Here is a 21,312-nt window from a genome sequence, read left to right as displayed (position 1 = left end):
ACAAGGCCAAACAACAAACAATTTGAATAACATACCACAACAATAAGAGAGTAATGATAGTGAATAATGTTGCTTTAATCAGCGCAATGATAACCAGTGGCCAGACTCCATTTTATGTCGCCGCAGCAATTGCTGTTGTCGCATCATTAAAAGTGGTCACCGGATCGAATGCCGTGCATGCATTGTTGTATCTGGTGGTGTCATTGTTGGCTGTTGCTGTGTGTTTTTATTTTCTCGGTGCACCTTTTGCCGCGGGTCTGGAAGTGATTGTCTACGCTGGTGCTATCTTGGTGCTGTTTGTGTTCGCGGTAATGATGTTTGATTTACAAGGCGATAAAGATCCGGTTCATTACGGGAACAAAGAAGCCAATTTGCAAAGCTGGTTTGGGGTATTTTTACTGCCGATTATTCTGGTTTCGATTTTATTGGTGCAAGTGGTGTATGCCATTGTTATTGATGCCAATCATGCAATCACCGCCAGCAACATTATAAGCGCTAAGCAAGTGGGTACGCTGCTTTATGGGCCGTATTTATTGGCGGTTGAGCTTGCGTCATTTCTCTTGCTAGCCGGTCTTATTGGCGGCTACCATTTTGCCAAAGCAAAAATCCCTCAGCTAAGCGACGGGGTAAACAGGGAGGTGCGCGATGACTGATATTCCCTTAACTCATGCATTGATTTTATCGGCATTACTTTTTGTCATCGGCTTAGTTGGTGTTTTGGCACGTCGAAATATGCTGTTTATGTTGATGAGTCTTGAAGTCATGCTTAACGCCACCGGTGTAGCGTTTATCGCGGCAGGCTCGGCTTGGCAACAAGCAGACGGTCAGGTGATGTTTATTTTAATTCTAACGTTGGCAGCAGCGGAAGTCGGTATTGGCTTAGCCTTACTTATCTCTTTGCATAAACAGCGTCAATGTTTAGACGTCGACAAACTCAGTGACCTGAAGGGGTAATGATGATGAACGATCAACAAATGCTCCTCGCATGGTTACCGTTTTTCCCATTATTGAGCTTTTTGCTGTTGGTCACGGTCGGCCATAAATTAAATTGGTTTGCCAATACCGCATTAAGCGTTGGCGCAGTGTTATTGTCCGCTGCGAGCGCCCTGTATCTGCAGTTCACCGTGTTTAGTGATGCCAGCGCAACAATCAACGTGCAGCTGTGGCGTTGGTTTATGATTGGCACAAGTGACGTTAACATTGCTTTTAAACTTGATAGTTTGTCGATGGTGATGACCCTAGTAGTCAGCAATATTGGCTTTTTAATTCATGCCTATGCTAGTGCCTACATGAAGAGTGATGAACACTATCATCGCTTTATGGCCTACATGAACCTGTTCATTGTCGCCATGCTTATTTTGGTGCTTGCCGACAATTTGGTGCTGCTCTATTTGGGTTGGGAAGGGGTTGGCTTATGCAGCTTCTTGTTGATTGGCTTTTGGTATCAGGATGCCAATAACGCTGCGGCGGCAAAAAAAGCGTTTATCATCACCCGAGTTGGCGATACCTTTCTGGCTATTGGCTTGTTCATGTTATTTAAACATACTGGCAGTTTACAAATCGATGAGATATCCGAGTTTGCACAATTGAATAATTTTGTCGATGGTGATGTGGTATTTATCATTGCCATGTTGCTGCTTGGCGGCGCCGTCGGTAAATCGGCGCAATTGCCATTACAAACCTGGCTTCCTGACGCCATGGCTGGGCCGACACCAGTCAGTGCACTAATTCATGCGGCGACTATGGTAACCGCGGGAGTTTATCTTATTGCCCGCATGCAGGCGGTGTTTGTACTCAGTCCTGATGCGATGATGATTGTAAGCTGGGTCGGTGCTCTTACATTACTGCTCGCAGGGCTATGTGCATTGGCGCAATCCGATATCAAACGGGTTTTAGCCTATTCGACTATGAGCCAAATCGGCTATATGATGCTGGCTCTTGGTGCCGGCGCATTTGCCCAAGGCATAGATCATTTAATGACCCATGCGTTTTTCAAAGCCTTGTTATTTTTAACCGCAGGCTCAATTATCCTTGCCCTACATCATGAACAAAATATCTTTAAAATGGGTGGTTTACTCAAACGTTTGCCGGTGATCAGCGGGTTGTTCTTTGTCGGTATCGCGGCATTATTGGCATTACCGTTGACCAGTGGCTTTGTTAGTAAAGAAGCCATTATTAATCAGCTGTATTTATCGCCTACCGCCGGGCCTATGTTTTGGTGGATGGCGGTAATTGGCGCCTTACTTACCAGTATCTATAGCTTTAGGTTGGTGTTTATTACCTTTTTCGGTCGCTATCGAGGCCATGCCGAGGTGAAATCTAAACGGCCAATCTTGGAATATCTGCCGTTGATCCTGCTGGCCATTTTATCAATTGTCGGTGGCATGTTACTGGCTGACTTATCCTTTGTCTTGCCTGATGTAGTGACCAATGGTCTGTACGAACCCGGTTTTACTCATATTTTGGCATTATCGACGCCATACCTAGGTGCGTTGATTGCCTATTTTGTTTATTTCCCCAAAGCGTCTAAGCAAACGGCCGACAACGCCATTGAGCCGCAAAGTCGAGTTTACCAATTTTGGCAAGACGGTGGTGGTTTTGATTTGGTCTATAAATACCTATTGATTAAACCGTTTGCATTTCTCGCGCACATTAATCGCCGCGATGTCATCGATAAAATCGTACTGCTGATTGAGTTTAATACGTCGGCGTGGTCTGAAATGTTACGCGCCTCTCAAAATGGCCTGTTGCGATTCTATGCCGCGATGTTGGTACTCGGTTGTGTTGTTGTACTCGCCTTTGTCATGGCGGTTATGGGGGCTAGCGCATGATTTTAACGCATATCATCATCATCTTAATGATTGGCGCTGTCATAGCGTGGGCCTTTGATTTTCGTCGTCCAGGCACTGGCCGCTGGATAGCACTGTTTAGTTTGGTTATGGCGAGCATCACTTTTATTGACTTTGCCAGCAGCAATAAACAATTGTTTCATGGTTTTATGCACGTCACTGAAATTGATTGGATCGAAGCGTTTAATATTCACTACGCAACCGGCATTGATTCGTTGTCTTTTATTCTAATCACACTGACCTTGCTCTTGGGGTTTATATGCGTACTGGTGTCTTGGCAAGAAATTCATTTTCGCCAAGGCTTTTATTACTTCAATTTACTCGCCACTTTGGCAGGTATTGTTGGTGTATTCATTGCCACAGATTTATTTTTGTTCTTCTTTTTCTGGGAAGTAATGTTGATCCCTATGACCATTTTAATTGTTATTTGGGGTCATGAACATCGCATCTACGCGGCGATTAAATTCTTTATTTTCACCCAAGCAAGTTCATTACTGATGCTAATTGCTATTGTTGCTATGGCGTTTTTACACAAGCAATATCATGGCGAGTTAAGCTTTGACCTGTTCGCGTTGAAGACTATGCACTTACCGGCTGACATGGGTATGTACATAATGTTGGGATTCTTTATCGCTTTTGCGGTGAAGTTACCGTCATTCCCAGTGCATACTTGGTTACCCGATGCTCATACGCAAGCGCCTACCGCAGGCTCGGTGTTATTGGCCGGCGTATTGTTGAAAACCGGTGCCTATGGCTTGATTAGGTTTGTTATTGAGTTGTTTCCGCAACAAAGCCATGAATTTGCCTATGTTGCCGCAACCTTGGGTACCATCAGCATACTGTACGGTGCAAAAATGGCATTTGCACAGACCGACTTTAAACGGCTGGTTGCCTATAGCTCCATTTCGCACATGGGCTTTGTTATGTTGGCCCTGTTTAGTTTCAACCAAAGTGCCTATCATGGTGCATTATTGACATTGATCGCCCATGGCTTAAGCAGTGCTGCTTTGTTTGCTATGGCAGGTATGTTATATAGCCGCCTGCATACCCGTGACCTGACGCAAATGGGGGGGTTATTTGCCAGTGCACCACAAATGGGGGCCATGCTATTGGCGTTCGTAGCCGCGGCATTTGGCATGCCGGGTTTACTAAATTTTGTCGGCGAGTTTTTGATCTTAACCGGTGCTTTTTCGGTGTTTCCAGTGCTGGTGATTGTCTCTGCCGCTGGGCTTATTGGTTCGGCTGTCTATGGCATGCGCTTGTTTCAGACAAGCTTTCAAGGACCAGTAAACAAACAGGTTCTTGATTTGAGTGGACGCGAGTTTATTATTTGCGTCAGTCTATTGTCTTTATTGTTGATTCTTGGCGTCTATCCCGAGTTTATTTTTTCCCACTTCCCAGATAATTATCCTGTGGTATTGAACGAATCCATGCAGCCAATTCAATCACAATTGGGCAGCTTAACGGCAACGCCATTATCGGGAGCTAAATTATGAGCTGGTTAGAAATACAAACCATTATGCCGCAGATTATCTTGTCGGCGTTTATTGTTGCGCAGTTGTTGTTGATTGCCATTAATCGCAGTCGCAAAGCTATTTTCTATTTAACCTTATTAGCGATAGCGAGTTGTTTAACCAGTTATTCGATGGTATTAGACACCATCAATACACAAGCCACCATATTGTTTTATTTTGATGGTTTCTCGCTTGGCATAAACGCCATCCTGTTATTTTGCGGTTTGATCATCACCTTACTCAGTTATCGTTATTTAAAAAGTGCACTGGAAGTCCATGACGAATTTTATGTGCTGTTATTATTGGTTTTACTTGGCGCAACATTATTAGCTATTTCCAATCATTTTGCTTCGGTGTTCTTATCAATAGAGCTACTGTCGCTGTCCTTGGTTGCTATGGTCGGTTATTTAAGGCGTCGACAACAATCATTAGAAGCCAGCTTTAAATACTTGATATTGTCGGCAACCGCGTCGTCTATTTTGTTATTAGGCATGGCGTTTATTTATGCTTATAGTGGCGAAATGAGTTTTTATTTTATTTCACAAAAAACCGCAGCAGCAGCTCCGCAAGTCGGTCATATTTGGATGTTTAGCGCAGGGTGTTGCTTACTGTTAGCCGGCATCGCATTTAAATTATCGTTAGTCCCATTTCATTATTGGACACCAGATGTCTATCACGGTGCACCAGCGCCGGTGGCAATGACATTAGCAACGGTGAGTAAAATCAGTGTGTTTGCGGTGTTACTCAAGTTTTGGTTCTTTTCAAATCAATACATCATAGACACGGGAGCTGAGCAGCATATAGAAAGCTTGATGATAAACATCATCGCTGTGATTGCCATCGCGTCAATGTTAGTGGGCAATTTATTGGCGCTTTTTCAAAGCAATATCAAACGCTTAATGGCCTACTCATCAATCGCGCACATGGGCTACTTATTGATTGTTTTGTACGTGCAAAACCAAAGCTCGATGCAATTGGCTTGGGAGTCGGCGCTGTTTTACTTATTCGTTTATGCTTTAGCGACCTTAGTGGTGTTTAGTTTCATCAGTCAGACCTCAAATGCACAGCACCCCAGTGACAACGATAACTGGCATAACTGGCAAGGCTTGTTTTGGCGTAATCGATTACAAGCATCAACTTTAATTGCGGCATTCTTGTCTTTGGCAGGGGTACCGTTAACGGCGGGGTTTATTGGTAAGTTTTACTTGGTGGCTACCGCGGTTGATAACCATGCGTGGGCATTATTGATTGCCTTAGTCGTCGGTTCAAGCATCAGCTTGTTTTATTATCTGAAAGTCATATTCATTATGTTTTCAAAACGACCTTCACAACACGAGTTGCCTCTCAGTGGCATATCCCATGCGGTACTTATCTTTTTGGCGATAAATATCATTGTCTTTGGCGTTCTTCCTGACCTGATAAGTGAGCATGTTCGTTTGGTGGCGTTATCTCATTTTGGTTAGTGAAAAAAACCAATAATTAGTTTAATTAACAATTTATTAACTTGGCTTTTGTGTTCGCTCAATTAAATGGTCAACAATATCAATAGCTTAAAAAGTTGGCGCGATACTTGATTGTATTTACGCAGAGATAAAAAATACACTCAGGGATACCTAAATGAAAATTAAATCAAATCTAGCTTGTTTACTTACTGCCGTTATTCTTTTACCTGGTTGCGTTATTCATGTTGGCGCGAAAAGCGCAGACGTCGAGATTCAAGAAAGCTTGTCTCTGGATGCAAACAACTTGAAGGCGTTGCATGTAGAGGCTGGTGCCGGTAGCTTGACCATTAAAGGCGATGAAAACGCCACCGACATTAGTGTCGATGCGGATATCTATACCACTAAAGATCGTGATTATGAATTGACGTTGGTGAAGAAAGGTGACAAAGCTGTATTGGTTGCCAAGCACGGTTCAACATCGGGTATGTGGAATAACTCACCCAGTATCGATGTCACGGTTACTGTACCTGCCAGTTTGCAATTGGATGTGGATGACGGCTCTGGTTCTATCGAAATTGCCGATATCAACAACATGGTAAACGTAAAAGATGGTTCAGGTAGTTTGGATATGAAAAACATCAATGGTGACGTGATCATCGATGATGGTTCTGGCGAAATGGAATTGCGTAATGTCGCTGGTAATTTAGATATCGAAGATGGCTCAGGTTCGATTTGGGTATCTGATGTAAATGGTAGCGTATCAGTTGACGATGGCTCTGGTGAAATGACCTTACGTCATATTGGCGGTATGGTGACTATCGATGATGGCTCAGGTGCTATTAATGTTCGCGACGCTGGCGGTTTAACCATAGTTGAAAGCGGCTCAGGTGGCTTGAACGTTAAAGAAATCAAAGGCGAAATGAATATCGACTCGTAACGATTTTGAGAGTTAAAAAATCCCGCTGCGGCGGGATTTTTTATGCTGTACATATTATCTTTTCAATTGCCTGGCAGGGTGCTTTATTTAATCGCTAAACCTACCCGTTTAATGTCAACAATATCAATTGATTATAAAGCTTTCATCAAATACTAATTTAGCAGTTTGAGAGCAATGCACTATAGTAAATCTATCGACCATATCGCTTGGAAATTACTATGATGAAAATGAACATGTGTATTGGCTTAATCTGTTCTTTTCTGCTGTGCTCAGCTGCAGCACAAGATACACCGTCTGAGACCTATCAACTTGATATAAAAGAGTGGCAAGTGCCATGGAAACAAACCAGGCCGAGAGATCCTGCCGTAGACTCCAAAGGTATCGTTTGGTTTTGTGGTCAAGCAGGTAATTATCTGGCCAGTTTAGATCCCGCCAACGGCGAGTTTAAACAGTATTCCTTACCTGACGGAACCTACCCACATAATCTCATTATCGATGCCGAAGACATGATTTGGTATGCCGGTAATCGCAACAATCATATTGGTCAGCTCAATCCAAAAGATGGCAGTATCAAACGCATAGAAATGCCCGTAGAGCAGCCTATTGACCCACACACCTTGGTCATCGATGAGCATCAAAATATCTGGTTTACCGCGCAATGGGGCAACAAAGTCGGTTATTTTGACCGTAAAACCGGCAAGGTAGATTTAGTCGATATGGAGATTGAGCGGTCACGTCCATATGGCATCAAGGTAAATAAGGCCAATACGCCTTGGGTGGTCTTGTTTGGTACCAACAAATTGGCCAGTATTGACCCGGTGAGTATGGCGTTGACCATTGTTGATTTACCTGATCAAGCAGAGCGTCCCCGACGCATAGAAATCGCCAGTAACGGCGATGTTTACTATCTTGATTACACCCTAGGCTATTTAGGCCAATATAGCCCGGTAACGAAAAAAACTCAGCGTTATATGGTCAAGCAGGGCAGTGATGCCAAGCTTTATGGCTCGGCGATGGATGATAAAAACCGTGTGTTTATTGCCGTAACTGGAGTGCAACCTAACATCATCAGTGTATTTGATACCAATAGTAAAGGTTTTATCGCCAGCAAAGAAGTGCCCAGTGGCGCCGGTACGATTCGGTATATGTATTACCATCAGCCAAGTGATACGGTATGGTTTGGCACGGACAATGACACTGTTGGTCAGGTGAAGCTAAGTACGATCAAACAGCCTTAAATTGCTGACCATTAACTACTAATAAAAAGGCACCGGCGCATATAAGCGATCAACGCCACGTTTTTCAATATTAGCTTGAGAATGATAAGGAATAATGCCAATAATACTGGCGGCTATTGACCTACTGAAACCCTGATTTATGCCACTTTAATGATTAACAGCAATGCATTAGCTATTTTCTTTCTGTTTGACAGAAGGCCTCCTTGTACGCTGTTTGGTATTTGTGCCTATGAAATTTAATACAAGTTAGCGACTTGGTATGCCTAGCCTTACTCAAAGCCACGAGCAATTCCTGTTTATCCCGCAACCCTTTGGTTTTATTGTAAATAATATCGATAAAACGACAGCTTAAAGATTACTACGTTATTTTCTACGAGTTTATGCATTCTTTGTATAAATGACTAATATTTAAGATAAGTAACTCGTAAAGGGAAAAAGTATGAATGATACAAGTAATGCAACATCGCGAATAAAAGGCGTTGTGTCATTTCTAATTAAGGCTGTGGTTATTATTGGCGTTGTTGGCATATTGTCTAAAGCACTTGCCTCACTTGGTGCAATTCATGGCAAAGAACTACCAGAAGAGTATTTCTCAACTGGCTACCCAACCATTTTAAAATTGCTCGATTCTGAGCTGTTTATGGGGCTTATTTTTCTAATTACATTATCCGTTTTCGCCTATGTTGGGTATTTGTTGTGGCAGCTGCATGAAATTGCTCTACATAAAGCAAAGCGTGACTCGTCACCACAAATACAACTCGTCTTTGCATTGTCTTTATGTGGCTTATTTATCGATAAAACATGGTGGGTTTTGGCGTTGATTATCGTGTTCACTAGTTGGGAACATATCATGGTGCGCATCAGTGACATTATCGGCAAAGGCGTAGCTAGTGCTCAGGTAAATGAAGATAAGGAGAAGCAATAATGAAAGAGATCATGCTTCCCTACATACTTATTATGTGGATTTTGGTAAAACTTGGCGTGATAAAGTGGACCATACGCAACGCCACATACATTATCGGTTTAGGTTGTTTTATCTCTTTTATGTTGTTTACAGCGCACCGATTTTGGTCGCCTGCCGACCTTACCGACAGTTCAACCATCAAAGCACCTTAAGCCATACTTAGCCCACTGATCGGCGAGCAAATAGCAGAGGTACTGGTCACTCATAACCAGATAATGTCTCGAGGCGAGGTCATCTACACCCTTGTTGATACAGAATCCGTGGCGGACTTGGAGAATATTGAAGCCGACATTAAGCAGCTTGAGGTGAAAATCGCCCAACATAGACGAGATATTCAGCGCAGTGTCGACGCACCAGGTGTGTTTGCTGAACGCGATATAGAGCGCATCAAAACCGAATTGGACGCTGAAGTATCAGCCAAAGAAGCATTACAAGCGGAATACGATCAGGCGATGTTCGAACAAAGTCGAAAAACTGTTATTGCACCGTTTGATGGCCAAGTGTCGATCACCAATATTGCCAAAGGTTCTCGCTTGGGCAACATGCACATTTACGATACCAGTCGCAAGTTTTTAGAAATGCGCATTCCCGATCAGTCTTATCGATACATCAAAAAAGGCCAGTTTGCTGAATTTTATGTCAATGCTTATCCGGGGGAAATATTTAGAGGACGGGTTCATAGTATTACCGCAGGTACGGGAGAAGCACAATTATCGGTGAGAAGCGGTGAGCAAATGGTTGGCCAACACATTGGTCAAAATGCGCCGTCACATGGCCGAACCGTGGTCATTGAGTTTATAGAACCTGAGGGATATAACGTGCCGATTGGTGCCACAGGTTCCGGTTGGATATCCGCAACGAAGCCACACCCAATACTAGGTTTTATGGATATTATAGGCGCCGCGACGGTGCGCCTTAAAGCGTACAAAGCCTATTTGAACGCGTTGTAATAGGCTTTCACAGCGAGCCTGGTGATATCTGAGATATATCGTGTCATGTATGTTTTGTTTTTGATACATGACACGACGTTATATACGTAACCCATATATTGGTGACCAATATAGTCGTGAAAAATAAGGCTTTATCTTTGGCGCTGAGTGCTCGCCTATGACTTACTTTGCACGTTCACTTTTTGTCCATCGCGCAAACGTTCAGCACCGCGAACCGCAACACGATCGCCTTCGCTAAGCTCACCTTCGATGGCAACCCAATCTCCTTGTCCTTGACCGACATTCACTGTCATCTTGTGAGCAATATTTTGCTTATCTATTTTCATCACGTAGGTTTGGTTTTTACGCAAAATCAATGCGTCGCGATGAATGGCCAATGTTTCTTGATCCGCTTGTACCGGAATTTCAACCTTAACCAGTTGTCCCGCAGTCCAATGACTTACGCTGTCAGCATCAAGCTCGAGGCGCAATTCAAAAGACTGTGAGCGTTGATCGGCAGCAGGGATGATCGCTTGAATGCGGGCGATAGTTTGATATTGCTCATTAAATACCTGCAATTGGCTTTTGTTGTTCAAATATGGCATGTAACGCACAGGCACAAACATACGCACTTGCAGGTTTTCGGTATCTAACATACGCAATAATACTTGTGAGCGATTCACATCGCTGCCTTCGCGCTCTAGTCGTTCGGTAATGACGCCGGAAAATGGCGCGCTGATCTCAGCACGTGCTAGCTGGTCGTGTATTTGCTTTAGCTTTAATTCAGCTATTTCTAAATCGGCCATCGCCAATTCATATTTTGATTTGGTTTGGTCTAATTGAAATTCAGCGGCGTTATTATTGGCCTTTAATGCTTCAAGACGCTGTAACTCACGCTTGAGGTAACCGATATTAATTTTCTCTCGTTTAATTTGTGCTTGCTGTTCAAGTTGCATCAGTTCAAGTGGCAGAGTATCCATTTTCACTAATACATCGCCTTTACTCACGAATGTGCCTGGCTCGACTAACCAAGTAAGCTGTCCATTGACACCGGCGGTAATGGCAATGTTGGAGCGGCTATACACGGTACCGAGTAAATTGGCACTCGGTGATAACTTCGTTTGTTTTACTTGTTCGGTTTTTACCGCTGGTGCAGGCGCTTCGCTAGCCCATGCAGCTGTCGCTAACAACAAGGTGGAAGTCAGCACGGCGGTCAGTTTTTTTGTTAACTTATTCATAATGGTTTCTCATTTCCGTGTTAATTGACGGCAACAGGTTGTTGTTCATTGGTGTTGCTTTTGACAAGTTGATTGTCTTGAGCACTGCCAAGTCGGAGCAGACTAGGTAGTAATATCAGTGTGAAAATGGCGCTGATTGCCATACCACCGACAATGACCGTCGCCAAACCGCGATATATTTCGGCACCAACGCCGGGCATGAGCATCAAAGGTAACATGCCAAATAAACTGGTCAGGGTACTCATATATACTGGGCGTGCACGAATACGCACCGCTTGCGCTACAGCGTCACTGCGACTGGCGCCAAGTCGTTCGGCACTGCGAGTTTGGTCGACCAGCAAAATAGCATTGTTAACGACCAGTCCAAGCAAAATAATAAAGCCAATCATGGTCAATAAATCCAACGACTGAAAGCTGAACAGATTTAATACATACAAAGACATCACACCGCCAGCAACCGCTAATGGCATAACCAGTAACACTAAAAAACTGTCTTTAGCTGACTTAAACAAGGCCGTCATTAGCAGGAATAAAATGATTAACGCTAAAGCAAAATTGGTCAGCATATCATTAATGGCATTGGCCATTTTATTGGCATTTCCACTGAGTTTGATACTGGCATCGCTCGGCAATACTTGGCGCATCTTAGGGATGACTTGGTTATTTAAGGCGCTGAGCGCTTCTTCCATAGACATCGATTCAAGTGGATACACCGTTAATGTCACCGTACGTTTACCATCAACTCGACGCAATTGCGTTGGCCCGACGGTACGACGAATTTCGGTCAGCTCGCCGAGGGTTTGCACACCAGCAAGCGGTGTATAAATAGGCATCTGCGCTAACTCGTCTGGATTACTCCATAACGACCCACGCAAAATAACGTTCATTCGTTCATTACCATCAAAGTATTCGCTAACAAATAAGCCGTCGGTAAACGCTCTGACGGCATTGGCGATGTCACTGCGGTTTAATCCTGCTTGGGCGATGCGTCTGTCATTCGGCAATAATTGCAGCTCAGGCTCTGCCATAGACAGGCCTGGCACAGGTTGTGCACCGACACCGGGTAAATGAGTTTGAATAGCACCAAGTCCGGCTTGTGCTGTTTGCATCAACTCATCCAAATCCGAGCCTTGAATGTCGATATTAATCGAACGGCCATTACCACCACCGCTGACGTTGATCATCGAACCTCGGAATAAGTAGACTTGGGTATCTGGCAATCCAGCCAAAATGTCATTTTGCACAATATCCATCAACTCTTCGACGTGCTCTGCATCATCGGCATAGATAAAACCACCACTTATGCTGGCGCCATAAGAGTAGAAGTTATAACTCTTGATCTTAGGCATTTTGTCACCATTTAGGTGCGGGTCGATACGTTCTTTAACCAGTTGTGCCATTTCTTGGTCGACAAAATTGAGGTTGCCGCCAGGAGGTAAACTGATATTGAAAAAGAAGCCATCAATAGGGGCACGAGGCATAAAGTCGGTTTTTGGAATAAGCAATATACTGATCGTTAATGAACCGCCCAACAGTAAGGCTATCCAGCTAAGTTGCTTACTCGTGGTGTCGGTCAAGCGCATCACAAATTGCGTTAGCTTGTGCCAATATTGCGCCATCGGGTCAACTTGGCAATATTCTTTTAACCAGTATTTACTGGCAATAGGCAAAACGGTGATTGCCGCCAATAACGAAGCGATGACCGCAATCGATAAGGTCAGTGCTAAGTCCGAAAATAACTGACCTTCAATGCCTTCCATAAACAGGATAGGTAAGAAAATTGCAACACTGGTTGCGGTTGACGCAAATAAAGCTCCAGTAACCTGAGTGGCGCCACGGATAACGGCTTTGTGTTTATCCATGCCTTCGGCACGAAGTCGGACAATATTTTCTTGTACGATAATCGCCGCATCTAACACCAAACCAACAGCAAATGCCAGACCCGCTAGGGAGATAACATTTAAACTACGATCGAATACGCTTAATGCTAAAAACGCCACCATCAAAGAAACTGGAATTGTGGTGGCGATGATCAAGGTTGGTTTAAGGCCGCGTAAGAATAACCACAAGATGGCAAAGGCAAGCAAGACACCGAGGCCAAGATTACTTTTTACCAAGGTTAGCGCGTTACGAATATGTACTGATGAATCAAAACTTAAATCAATGGTTAAGCCATTATCGGCCAGTACGCCTTGATTCAATTCATTGATGGCTAGATTGATGTCATCTAACAGTTTGACGGTATTGGCATCGTTATTTCGAGTCACCGTAATATAATAAGCTGGCGCACCATTGCGCAGGGTTAGGCCAAACCTGTCGACTAAAGTTTCTTCAACATGAGCGATATCTTTTAAGTAAATAGGTCGTTGATCTTGATAACCAATGATCATTTCCAACATCGTACTAACGTCGTATTGACCGATAAAGCGCACTGTATATTGACGGCGACCAACATCGGCAAAACCACCTGAAATATCAGAGGAACGCGCAATTTTACTGCTGATTTCGCCAATTTCGATACCCATGGCGGCAGCTAAATATGGGTCAAAACTGATACGTAATTCTTTAGCTCGTCGTGAATTTAGATTGACCTGACCAATACCTGGGATACGCGATAGTCTCGGTTCGACCACATCTTCAATAATTTTTTGGTAGCTTGAAATGTCTTTATTGGGATTGCTCTCGACAACCTTAACTAACAATGACGCGGCATTTGGACCACCGCGACCACCACCTGCCGCGACGACAGGTTCCATAGCATCTAGCGGTAATGGTGGTGCCTGATTAAGGTTGTTAATCACGTCCAACATCGCTTGTTGCATGTTGGTCCCTATATCGAAGGTTAAGGTGATATTACCAAACCCGCTATTGATATTGGTGGTGACGTCGGTGACACCTCGGGTGTTTTTTACCACATTTTCTTGTGGCTCGATGATCACCGATTCAAGCTCTTGCGGTGAGGCACTGCGCCATCCGGTGGAAATGGTTATTTGTGGTTGTTCAATATCTGGCGTGAGCTGAATAGGTAACTTACTGATACTGATCAATCCAAACACAAAAATCAGTGCGGTAATCACCAGCACAGCTGCGGGATTTTTCAGTGAACTTCGGGTTAAGTTCATTCGTTGTCCTTTAACGTAGCGATAGGCCGGAACATTCATTAAGCGCGGCTTAACGAAAAACAGTGAGCGCTGTATGTATTTGCCATCGAGTAAACACAGGCAAATATAGTTGGCCGACAATATTGTGCTGATTATGGATAGCTAGACCATGATCAGCAAAGCATTTTAGGTCTATCGCCATTTTTACGGGATAAATGACGGGAGATGTCAAGGCTGAAATTGTGGTGATAGTGTAATCCACTTGTAATTAAGTAACAGTGCTATATATGTCGAAAAGTCACTAATAAACAGCGGTTTGTATATGTTTGATGATTATTTGAGCATTAATTACATAATGTTACTTGCAAATTTTTAACAAAAAGGTATGATGCGCCCTCGATTGCAACATGTAATAGGGTCAAAGCTAAATAAGCTTGCTGACCAACATAAGTTGCGCAAAGAGTGGGTTATTTCCGCCATCCGACTTCTAAGCTGGTTCTCTGAGTATTACGCAGCCAGCCCATGTCTAAATAGTAAGTTGCTTACAACTTAACTATCGCCATAAGTCGCCAGGTGGATAACGAATATGAATTTGCAGTTATTTGCCTGGACGAACAATTTAGCTCGTCTGTACTAAGCTGCCTTTAAAATAGAAGACTATTAATGACTGATACCAACAATGCTGCCGTCAGCTTTGACGACTTAGGCTTGCCTGAATTTTTATTATCTGCAATTAAGGACATGGGCTTTAGTGTTCCAACTCCGATTCAGGAAAAAACCATTGTTCCTTTACTACAAGGTCACGATGTATTGGGTGAAGCCCAAACAGGTACAGGTAAAACTGCTGCGTTTGGTTTACCAGCGCTAGCAAAAATTGATACTAAATTGCGTCGTCCGCAAATGTTAGTCTTGGCTCCAACACGTGAGTTGGCGATTCAGGTTGCTGAGGCGTTAGAAGACTTTGCGAAAAACGTTAAAGGTTTACGCATTGCCACGTTATACGGTGGTCAATCATACGGTCCACAATTATCACAGCTAGAAAAAGGTGCACAAGTTGTTGTTGGTACCCCTGGCCGTTTAATGGATCACTTGCGTCGTAAAACATTAAAGCTAGCTGATGTAAGCTTTTGTGCATTGGACGAAGCGGATGAGATGTTAAACATGGGGTTCTTGGAAGACATTGAGTGGATTCTTGATCATCTTGCAAAAGACACCCAAATGGCATTGTTCTCTGCCACTATGCCGCCAGCAATCAAAAAAGTTGCCGATCGTTTCCTTGATAAGCCTGTGCATGTAAAAATCGCTCACAAGAAAGAGTCAAAGAAAAACATCACCCAGTTGGCATGGAAAGTAACCGGTGTTAATAAAAACACTGCACTTGAGCGTATCATTGAAACTCAAGACTTTGATGCAATGTTGATATTCGTGCGTACTCGTAATGACACGATTACGGTAAGCGAGCTATTAGAACGTCAAGGCTACCCATGCGCTGCATTAAATGGTGATATGAACCAGGCCCAGCGTGAGCGCACGGTTGATCAACTGAAAAACGGTAAGATTTCTGTGATGATCGCCACCGATGTTGTTGCTCGTGGTTTGGATATTCCACGCATTGACATGGTAATCAACTATGACTTACCAGGCGATACTGAATCATACGTGCACCGTATCGGTCGTACCGGTCGTGCAGGTCGCGAAGGTACCGCATTGTCATTTGTTCGTCCTCGCGAAATGTACAACTTGCGTCACTACGAACGTGCTACCTCTGGTCAAATCAATAGTTTTGAAATGCCAGCTATCGAAGAAATCGGTAAAAAGCGTGTTCAACGTGTGCAAAAAGAAATCATGGACATCGCTGCTAAGCAGGATTTATCTCACATGATGAAAGTGCTTGAGCAAATGACCGAACAGACTGAATTTAGCATGGAATATTTGGCCGCTGCCTTGTTATATCAAAAGCAGCTTAAACAGCCTCTACAACCAAAAGAAGATCCTCGTGAACGTCGTATGCGTGATGATCGTCGAGATGGTCGTGACAATCGTGATGAGCGCCGTGCTCGTAGCGACCGCGGTGAACGTCGTGGTGATCGTCGCCCAGAACGTGGTAATGAACGTCGCACAGAACGTAATGACAATCGTCCAGATCGTGGTGAACGTCGTCGCAGTTCAGGTCCTCGTGTAGAAGTTGATTGGCAAGCATACCGTATTGAAGTAGGTAAAGAGCATGGTGCTCGTCCTGGTGATATCGTTGGTGCCATTGCAAATGAAATCTCATTGGATAGTGCATACATTGGTCAAATCGATTTGCACGAACAACATTCGATCGTGCATTTACCAAAAGGTATGCCGAAAGATTCTTACAACAAGCTACGTACAGTACGTATTCGTCGTAAGCAGCTTGATATCACAGTGTCAGATGAAGCGGTTGCAGCAGCTCCGCGTCGTCGTACCAACAAAGGTGAGCGTCGTCGCGCCCACTAAGCTGATAAGCACAAACATGATATAAATGATAAAAGGAGGCCATAGGTCTCCTTTTTTTATCGCACACCTTGGCCATTATCAATAAAAGCTAAAAACTGATTCCAGTATTCTCGCATTATCAACTCCGCTCAATACCGCTATGCTGTTAACCAAATGTTAATGCGCGTCTTGTCATTTGACGTTAAAAGACGCGATTTTTTAATCGCAATGTATTGTGTTTTCTGGAGACGCAAATGGAGTACAACAATTTTCAAACGTTCACCGTCGAGGTTAAAGACGCCGTCGCGTGGGTTACCTTTGATTTTGGCCCTGTTAATGGTTAAGGACAGGAAATGCTGGCTGATCTAAGCAGTCTGGCATTGCGACTTGAACGTGATAGAGAAGTTCAAGTTGTGGTATTCCGATCCGCTAATCCTGAGATATGGGTTTGCCATTATGACACCAACTTACTTCGCGATATGGCACAACAAGCTGTGTCGCGAGAAGAGGCGCAGTAACTCGGTTTACAGGTCGTGTGCGAGCGCATCAGTAAAGTACCACAGGCGACGATTGCCAAATTAGAGGGCTATGCCCGCGGTGGTGGCCATGAGTTTGCTTTAGCCTGTGACATGAGGTTCGCTGTGCGAGGCAAATTTAAATTCATGCAAATGGAAGTTGGTATGGGGATTTTACCCTGTGGCGGAGGTACATCTCGCATGGCAAGACAGGTCGGTCTTGGTCGAGCGATGGAAATCATCTTGAGTGCTCGTGATTTTGATGCCGACGAAGCCGAAGCGTGGGGCACCATAAACAAAGCGATGGAGCCCGATGAGATTGGTCCCTATGTTGAAAACCTCGCAATTCGTATCGCTCAGTTTTCGGCAGAATCGATTAATGCGTGCAAGCAAATGGTCTATGAATCTATTGATAAACCGATCGCCGAGGCGTTAAAAGCCGAAGCATATTGGTTGTATCCGGCGACCAGTACAACCCCCGCGATTAAACGATTCACCAGGGCCGATGAGCAAGGCGCGCAGTTTGAGATTGATAACCAACGTAATTGGCCAGTAATGGTGATGCAAATCCAATCGATACAAAACAATGAATAACAAATGACGTTTGCTATTAATGGGGGCGGTAATTGTTGATGATGTTGTAAAGGCATCGAAAGCCCTGAAGGCCGTAAAAGCCGTAAGGCCCGAAAATATAGAATAAAAAAGCAGCTCCTAAGAGCTGCTTTGCTTTGTATTATACGTTGACGTTACGCGCTACGTGTTATTTTACCGCTTTTAAATCCTTGAGAGGATTCCACTGACCAGATTTAACCTTGTAGCTTGAACCATATGAGCGCCAAGTCACTGACCATTCATCGACACCATCGGTAGTGATGTTATTGATGGCGTCTTCGCCGCAGTTGATGCTAACGGTATAGGTGCCATCTTTGTTTGCTACAGCGTCTCGACTATTGATGACGTTGTCGCCTAATGGCAGTAACCAACCCTCGGCATCGTACAAAGTGAATGACCAAAACTCGTCGACACGTGGATCTTCAAAGGTTGTTTGCATACATTGTGTGCCTTTGATGTTGTTTGACATTTGGTAGTTATTGACACTAAATGCCATGCCACCCCAGCCTGCCGCATTAGATAGTGAGCGAGTCAGCGGGTCAATGGTGTCCTTATCGTAGGCATACTCAAGAAATATACCGGAACCAATAGCCTGTTTGTTTAACTTGGTCCATAATGCGTCTCGGTCGGCTTTATTATAACGAGGTGTGATATATGAACGTGTGCCGAAATCCGTCACAGATAACGTTTTTTGCGCTTCGCGTGCTTTATCAAGACCTTCTTCAAGACCTATTCTAAAAATAACCAAAACAAAACCATCGGAAGGAGCGACATCAAAACCACCAGGCGTCCAGACGTAATCTTTAGCAAAACCATTTTCATCTAACACCAAGGCAGATTGAAATATACCATTATCAGGTTGCTCAATATGAATACCGTTTTGGTTGTCATAAAGACCTACGGTGTATAGCGTATCGCGGTTAGCGCGAATCGTTGGTGCAGGTCCTGCAGGGTAGTAGTCGGTTAAATCAACCGAGCTATTCATAATGCCCTTGCTGGCCCACTTATTGAAATTGACTGCGGCTTCAACTTGGTCAAAATTGTCCATGGTCACTGGGATGGTTTTGTCATACTCTTTACCATCAATGGCCATATCCGCTATAGCTGCACCACTTAACAGCGACGATATCATCACGGTACTGGTTAATAATGTTTTAAGTTTCATGGTTCGATTCCTTTAAAGATATATAATCTGACTAAATAAATGTTTTACTGGGCTTTTTTCGAGTAAACCAAGTTGATATGTGACAATTATGGTTGAAGATTTGTTTTTTTTCTAACGGATAAAATGCATACTGGATATGTGTTGTGTGCATAATTGCATTGATGCGTTACCCTTTATTGTGCTGGCTGGTGAGGCGGGACAAGCTGATTAGCGGTTAATATTGACTATCATTAACACTATTAATGCCCATGTTATCGACACTAAATGCTCATTTTCGCCTATCTTTTATGACACTAATGGTTAAATGCATATTTCATTCTCTACTCTCTTGCTAAGGACACTTTATGAAGGCTATCGGTTATCAACATTCACTGCCTATTAGTGATGAAAACGCACTACAAGACATCGAACTCGAAGAGCCCCAAGCTCATGGTCATGATGTACTGGTTGAAGTGCAAGCGGTGTCGGTAAACCCAGTTGATACCAAAATACGTCAACATGTTAGTCCCGAAAATGGTCAATGGAAAGTACTTGGTTGGGATGCAGTCGGTATCGTCAAATCAGTCGGTGACAACGTGACTCGCTGTAAAGCCGGCGATAGAGTGTACTACGCTGGTGATTTAACGCGCAGTGGCAGTAATGCGCAACTGCAATTGGTCGATGAGCGAATTATTGGTCATGCTCCTAAATCATTAAGCAATGCTCAGGCAGCGGCATTACCGTTAACGTCATTAACGGCGTGGGAAATGTTGTTTGACCGACTCCAGGTAGAGACGAGCCAAGGTGGAAGTGAAAAAGGTGGCAAAGGCAAAACATTACTCATCATTGGTGCGGCCGGTGGTGTGGGTTCTATTATGGTGCAGTTAGCGAAAAGTTTGACTAACTTAACGGTGATTGGTACCGCGTCACGCAGTGAAACCAAAACCTGGCTGCAACAGTTGGGCACACATCAGGTCATTAATCATCGCAATCCATTATCACAAGAGCTGGCCAGTGCAGGTATAGATGAGGTTGATTATGTGGTGAGCTTAACCAATACCGAAGATCATTGGCCTGAGATCGTTAAGGTTATTAAACCACAGGGTAAATTTGGTTTAATTGACGACCCGTCAAGTTTGGATGTGGTAGCCCTAAAAAGTAAAAGTGTATCACTGCATTGGGAGTTCATGTATACCCGCTCGATGTACCAAACCGACGATATGGTCAGTCAGAGTATGATTTTAAATGAAGTGGCGAGTATGGTTGAAGCAGGGCAATTGCAAACCACCATGGGGGAAAACTTTGGTACCATTAATGCCGAAAATCTGCGTAACGCCCATGCCTTGCTGGAGTCGCAAAAAGCCAAAGGTAAGATAGTATTAGAGGGCTTTTAAGGATCGACAAACATTTATAAAAAAAGGGCTGAATATTCAGCCCTTTTTTTATAAATGTTTGTATACAATGCGTAGTCGTTAGTACTTATTTGCAGTACTTAGCCGCTAGTACTTAGCTGCAAAGACTTAGTCGATAGTACGTAGCAATTCGTTTAGACCTGTCTTGCCAAGAGTTTTCGCGTCAACTTTCTTAACGATGATCGCAGCGTAAAGGCTATACGTACCGCACTTAGACGGGATATTACCAGGAACAACAACAGAGCCTGCAGGTACACGACCGAAGTGAACTTCGCCTGTTTCGCGGTCAACGATTTTAGTCGACTGGCCAATGTAAACACCCATAGAAATCACCGCGCCTTCTTCCACAATAACACCTTCAACGATTTCTGAGCGCGCACCAATGAAACAATTGTCTTCGATAATTGTAGGGCCTGCTTGCAGAGGTTCAAGTACACCACCAATACCAACACCACCAGAAAGGTGAACATTTTTACCAATTTGTGCACAGCTACCGACAGTCGCCCATGTATCAACCATGGTACCTTCATCTACAAACGCACCAATATTAACGAATGATGGCATGACAACCACATTTTTACCGATAAATGAACCGGCACGAACAGAGGCACCTGGTACCACGCGAACACCTTCGTCAGCAAAACGGGCGTGATCATAATCTTTGTATTTCATTGGTACTTTATCGAAGAACTTGCCGTTCTTGTCGCCGTCTTCAATAACTTCGTTGTCCCAGATACGGAAAGACAACAATACCGCTTTTTTAAGCCATTGATTTACAACCCACTCACCGTCAACTTTTTCAGCGACGCGAGCAGTACCATTATTCAGCATTTCCAGAGCGTCAAGGATCGCCTGTTTAACATCAGGCGCTACCGATGAAGGGGTAATATCGGCACGGTTTTCGAACGCCTGTTCAATAATTTGCTGTAGAGAACTCATACTATTTCCTAAAGATAA

General features: G+C 43.8%; 16 protein-coding genes and 1 pseudogene. 13 read left to right on the top strand and 4 right to left on the bottom strand.

The genetic code is table 11. The features are described from left to right. The first annotated feature begins 53 nt into the window (after positions 1–53). The 10 genes from nuoJ to HII16_RS10790 all read left to right on the top strand — a co-directional run bounded on the left by nuoJ (position 54) and on the right by HII16_RS10790 (position 9,894). Positions 54–653: an NADH-quinone oxidoreductase subunit J gene (gene nuoJ / locus HII16_RS10830; RefSeq protein WP_248289598.1), complete on the top strand. Its 600-nt coding sequence runs from the start codon at positions 54–56 to the stop codon at positions 651–653. Next, complete coding sequence (gene nuoK, locus HII16_RS10825) at positions 646–954, top strand: NADH-quinone oxidoreductase subunit NuoK (RefSeq protein WP_169130050.1); 309 nt, start codon at positions 646–648, stop codon at positions 952–954. The genes nuoJ and nuoK overlap by 8 nt, the downstream gene beginning before the upstream one ends. Before the next feature lie 2 nt (positions 955–956). Then, positions 957–2,831 (top strand): NADH-quinone oxidoreductase subunit L, encoded by a 1,875-nt coding sequence (gene nuoL, locus HII16_RS10820; RefSeq protein ID WP_248289597.1) that lies wholly within the window; start codon positions 957–959, stop codon positions 2,829–2,831. Next, positions 2,828–4,345 (top strand): NADH-quinone oxidoreductase subunit M, encoded by a 1,518-nt coding sequence (locus HII16_RS10815; protein WP_169130048.1) that lies wholly within the window; start codon positions 2,828–2,830, stop codon positions 4,343–4,345. The genes nuoL and HII16_RS10815 overlap by 4 nt, the downstream gene beginning before the upstream one ends. Continuing rightward, on the top strand, positions 4,342–5,826 hold the full coding sequence (locus HII16_RS10810) for an NADH-quinone oxidoreductase subunit N (protein ID WP_169130046.1): 1,485 nt from the start codon (positions 4,342–4,344) through the stop codon (positions 5,824–5,826). The genes HII16_RS10815 and HII16_RS10810 overlap by 4 nt, the downstream gene beginning before the upstream one ends. 154 nt (positions 5,827–5,980) lie before the next feature. Next, the gene (locus HII16_RS10805) at positions 5,981–6,742 is read left to right on the top strand and encodes a hypothetical protein (protein ID WP_169130044.1); all 762 of its coding nucleotides are present in this window, start codon (positions 5,981–5,983) and stop codon (positions 6,740–6,742) included. Between the two features lie 218 nt (positions 6,743–6,960). Further along, entirely contained in the window at positions 6,961–7,980 is a 1,020-nt protein-coding gene (locus tag HII16_RS10800; RefSeq protein ID WP_169130042.1) for a lyase, read from the top strand. A gap of 439 nt (positions 7,981–8,419) precedes the next feature. Next, positions 8,420–8,905, top strand: coding sequence for a magnesium transporter (locus HII16_RS10795; protein ID WP_169130040.1), 486 nt, complete (start codon positions 8,420–8,422; stop codon positions 8,903–8,905). Further along, the gene (locus tag HII16_RS16950) at positions 8,905–9,096 is read left to right on the top strand and encodes a hypothetical protein (protein ID WP_248289596.1); all 192 of its coding nucleotides are present in this window, start codon (positions 8,905–8,907) and stop codon (positions 9,094–9,096) included. The genes HII16_RS10795 and HII16_RS16950 overlap by 1 nt, the downstream gene beginning before the upstream one ends. A gap of 63 nt (positions 9,097–9,159) precedes the next feature. After that, complete coding sequence (locus tag HII16_RS10790; protein WP_248289595.1) at positions 9,160–9,894, top strand: efflux RND transporter periplasmic adaptor subunit; 735 nt, start codon at positions 9,160–9,162, stop codon at positions 9,892–9,894. A 155-nt stretch (positions 9,895–10,049) separates the two neighbouring features. Here HII16_RS10790 and HII16_RS10785 read toward each other — a convergent pair whose 3' ends face one another. Continuing rightward, complete coding sequence (locus HII16_RS10785) at positions 10,050–11,111, bottom strand: efflux RND transporter periplasmic adaptor subunit (protein WP_169130038.1); 1,062 nt, start codon at positions 11,109–11,111, stop codon at positions 10,050–10,052. Positions 11,112–11,131: 20 nt separating this feature from the next. Next, positions 11,132–14,233, bottom strand: a complete 3,102-nt coding sequence (locus HII16_RS10780) for an efflux RND transporter permease subunit (RefSeq protein ID WP_169130036.1) — start codon at positions 14,231–14,233, stop codon at positions 11,132–11,134. A gap of 642 nt (positions 14,234–14,875) precedes the next feature. On the opposite strand from HII16_RS10780, the gene HII16_RS10775 reads away from it, so the two are divergent. Together HII16_RS10775 and HII16_RS16940 are read left to right on the top strand one after the other, a co-directional pair. Beyond that, entirely contained in the window at positions 14,876–16,693 is a 1,818-nt protein-coding gene (locus HII16_RS10775) for a DEAD/DEAH box helicase (protein ID WP_169130034.1), read from the top strand. A gap of 233 nt (positions 16,694–16,926) precedes the next feature. After that, positions 16,927–17,781: pseudogene (locus HII16_RS16940) on the top strand (enoyl-CoA hydratase/isomerase family protein). Between the two features lie 166 nt (positions 17,782–17,947). Here the strand turns inward: HII16_RS16940 and HII16_RS10765 are convergent. Next, complete coding sequence (locus HII16_RS10765; protein ID WP_169130032.1) at positions 17,948–18,964, bottom strand: DUF1214 domain-containing protein; 1,017 nt, start codon at positions 18,962–18,964, stop codon at positions 17,948–17,950. A 344-nt stretch (positions 18,965–19,308) separates the two neighbouring features. On the opposite strand from HII16_RS10765, the gene HII16_RS10760 reads away from it, so the two are divergent. Continuing rightward, positions 19,309–20,337 (top strand): zinc-binding alcohol dehydrogenase family protein, encoded by a 1,029-nt coding sequence (locus HII16_RS10760; protein ID WP_169130030.1) that lies wholly within the window; start codon positions 19,309–19,311, stop codon positions 20,335–20,337. A gap of 126 nt (positions 20,338–20,463) precedes the next feature. Here HII16_RS10760 and dapD read toward each other — a convergent pair whose 3' ends face one another. Beyond that, entirely contained in the window at positions 20,464–21,294 is an 831-nt protein-coding gene (gene dapD / locus HII16_RS10755; protein ID WP_135439804.1) for a 2,3,4,5-tetrahydropyridine-2,6-dicarboxylate N-succinyltransferase, read from the bottom strand. Positions 21,295–21,312: the final 18 nt, after the last annotated feature.

This window comes from Thalassotalea sp. Y01, assembly GCF_012932945.1.
GTDB lineage: Bacteria > Pseudomonadota > Gammaproteobacteria > Enterobacterales > Alteromonadaceae > Thalassotalea_A.
Note: the sequence above shows the minus strand (reverse complement) of the source record. Positions and strands in the feature narration are given on the sequence as shown.

Excerpts from the sequence above, each read along its gene's own strand:
- HII16_RS10785 (WP_169130038.1), bottom strand. The coding sequence starts at position 11,111 with ATGAATAAGTTAACAAAAAAACTGACCGCCGTGCTGACTTCCACCTTG.
- HII16_RS10805 (WP_169130044.1), top strand. The coding sequence starts at position 5,981 with ATGAAAATTAAATCAAATCTAGCTTGTTTACTTACTGCCGTTATTCTT.
- HII16_RS10795 (WP_169130040.1), top strand. The coding sequence starts at position 8,420 with ATGAATGATACAAGTAATGCAACATCGCGAATAAAAGGCGTTGTGTCA.
- nuoL (WP_248289597.1), top strand. The coding sequence starts at position 957 with ATGATGAACGATCAACAAATGCTCCTCGCATGGTTACCGTTTTTCCCA.
- nuoJ (WP_248289598.1), top strand. The coding sequence starts at position 54 with ATGATAGTGAATAATGTTGCTTTAATCAGCGCAATGATAACCAGTGGC.
- nuoK (WP_169130050.1), top strand. The coding sequence starts at position 646 with ATGACTGATATTCCCTTAACTCATGCATTGATTTTATCGGCATTACTT.
- HII16_RS10775 (WP_169130034.1), top strand. The coding sequence starts at position 14,876 with ATGACTGATACCAACAATGCTGCCGTCAGCTTTGACGACTTAGGCTTG.
- dapD (WP_135439804.1), bottom strand. The coding sequence starts at position 21,294 with ATGAGTTCTCTACAGCAAATTATTGAACAGGCGTTCGAAAACCGTGCC.
- HII16_RS10765 (WP_169130032.1), bottom strand. The coding sequence starts at position 18,964 with ATGAAACTTAAAACATTATTAACCAGTACCGTGATGATATCGTCGCTG.
- HII16_RS10780 (WP_169130036.1), bottom strand. The coding sequence starts at position 14,233 with ATGAACTTAACCCGAAGTTCACTGAAAAATCCCGCAGCTGTGCTGGTG.
- HII16_RS10810 (WP_169130046.1), top strand. The coding sequence starts at position 4,342 with ATGAGCTGGTTAGAAATACAAACCATTATGCCGCAGATTATCTTGTCG.
- HII16_RS10815 (WP_169130048.1), top strand. The coding sequence starts at position 2,828 with ATGATTTTAACGCATATCATCATCATCTTAATGATTGGCGCTGTCATA.
- HII16_RS10790 (WP_248289595.1), top strand. The coding sequence starts at position 9,160 with ATGTCTCGAGGCGAGGTCATCTACACCCTTGTTGATACAGAATCCGTG.
- HII16_RS16950 (WP_248289596.1), top strand. The coding sequence starts at position 8,905 with ATGAAAGAGATCATGCTTCCCTACATACTTATTATGTGGATTTTGGTA.
- HII16_RS10760 (WP_169130030.1), top strand. The coding sequence starts at position 19,309 with ATGAAGGCTATCGGTTATCAACATTCACTGCCTATTAGTGATGAAAAC.
- HII16_RS10800 (WP_169130042.1), top strand. The coding sequence starts at position 6,961 with ATGATGAAAATGAACATGTGTATTGGCTTAATCTGTTCTTTTCTGCTG.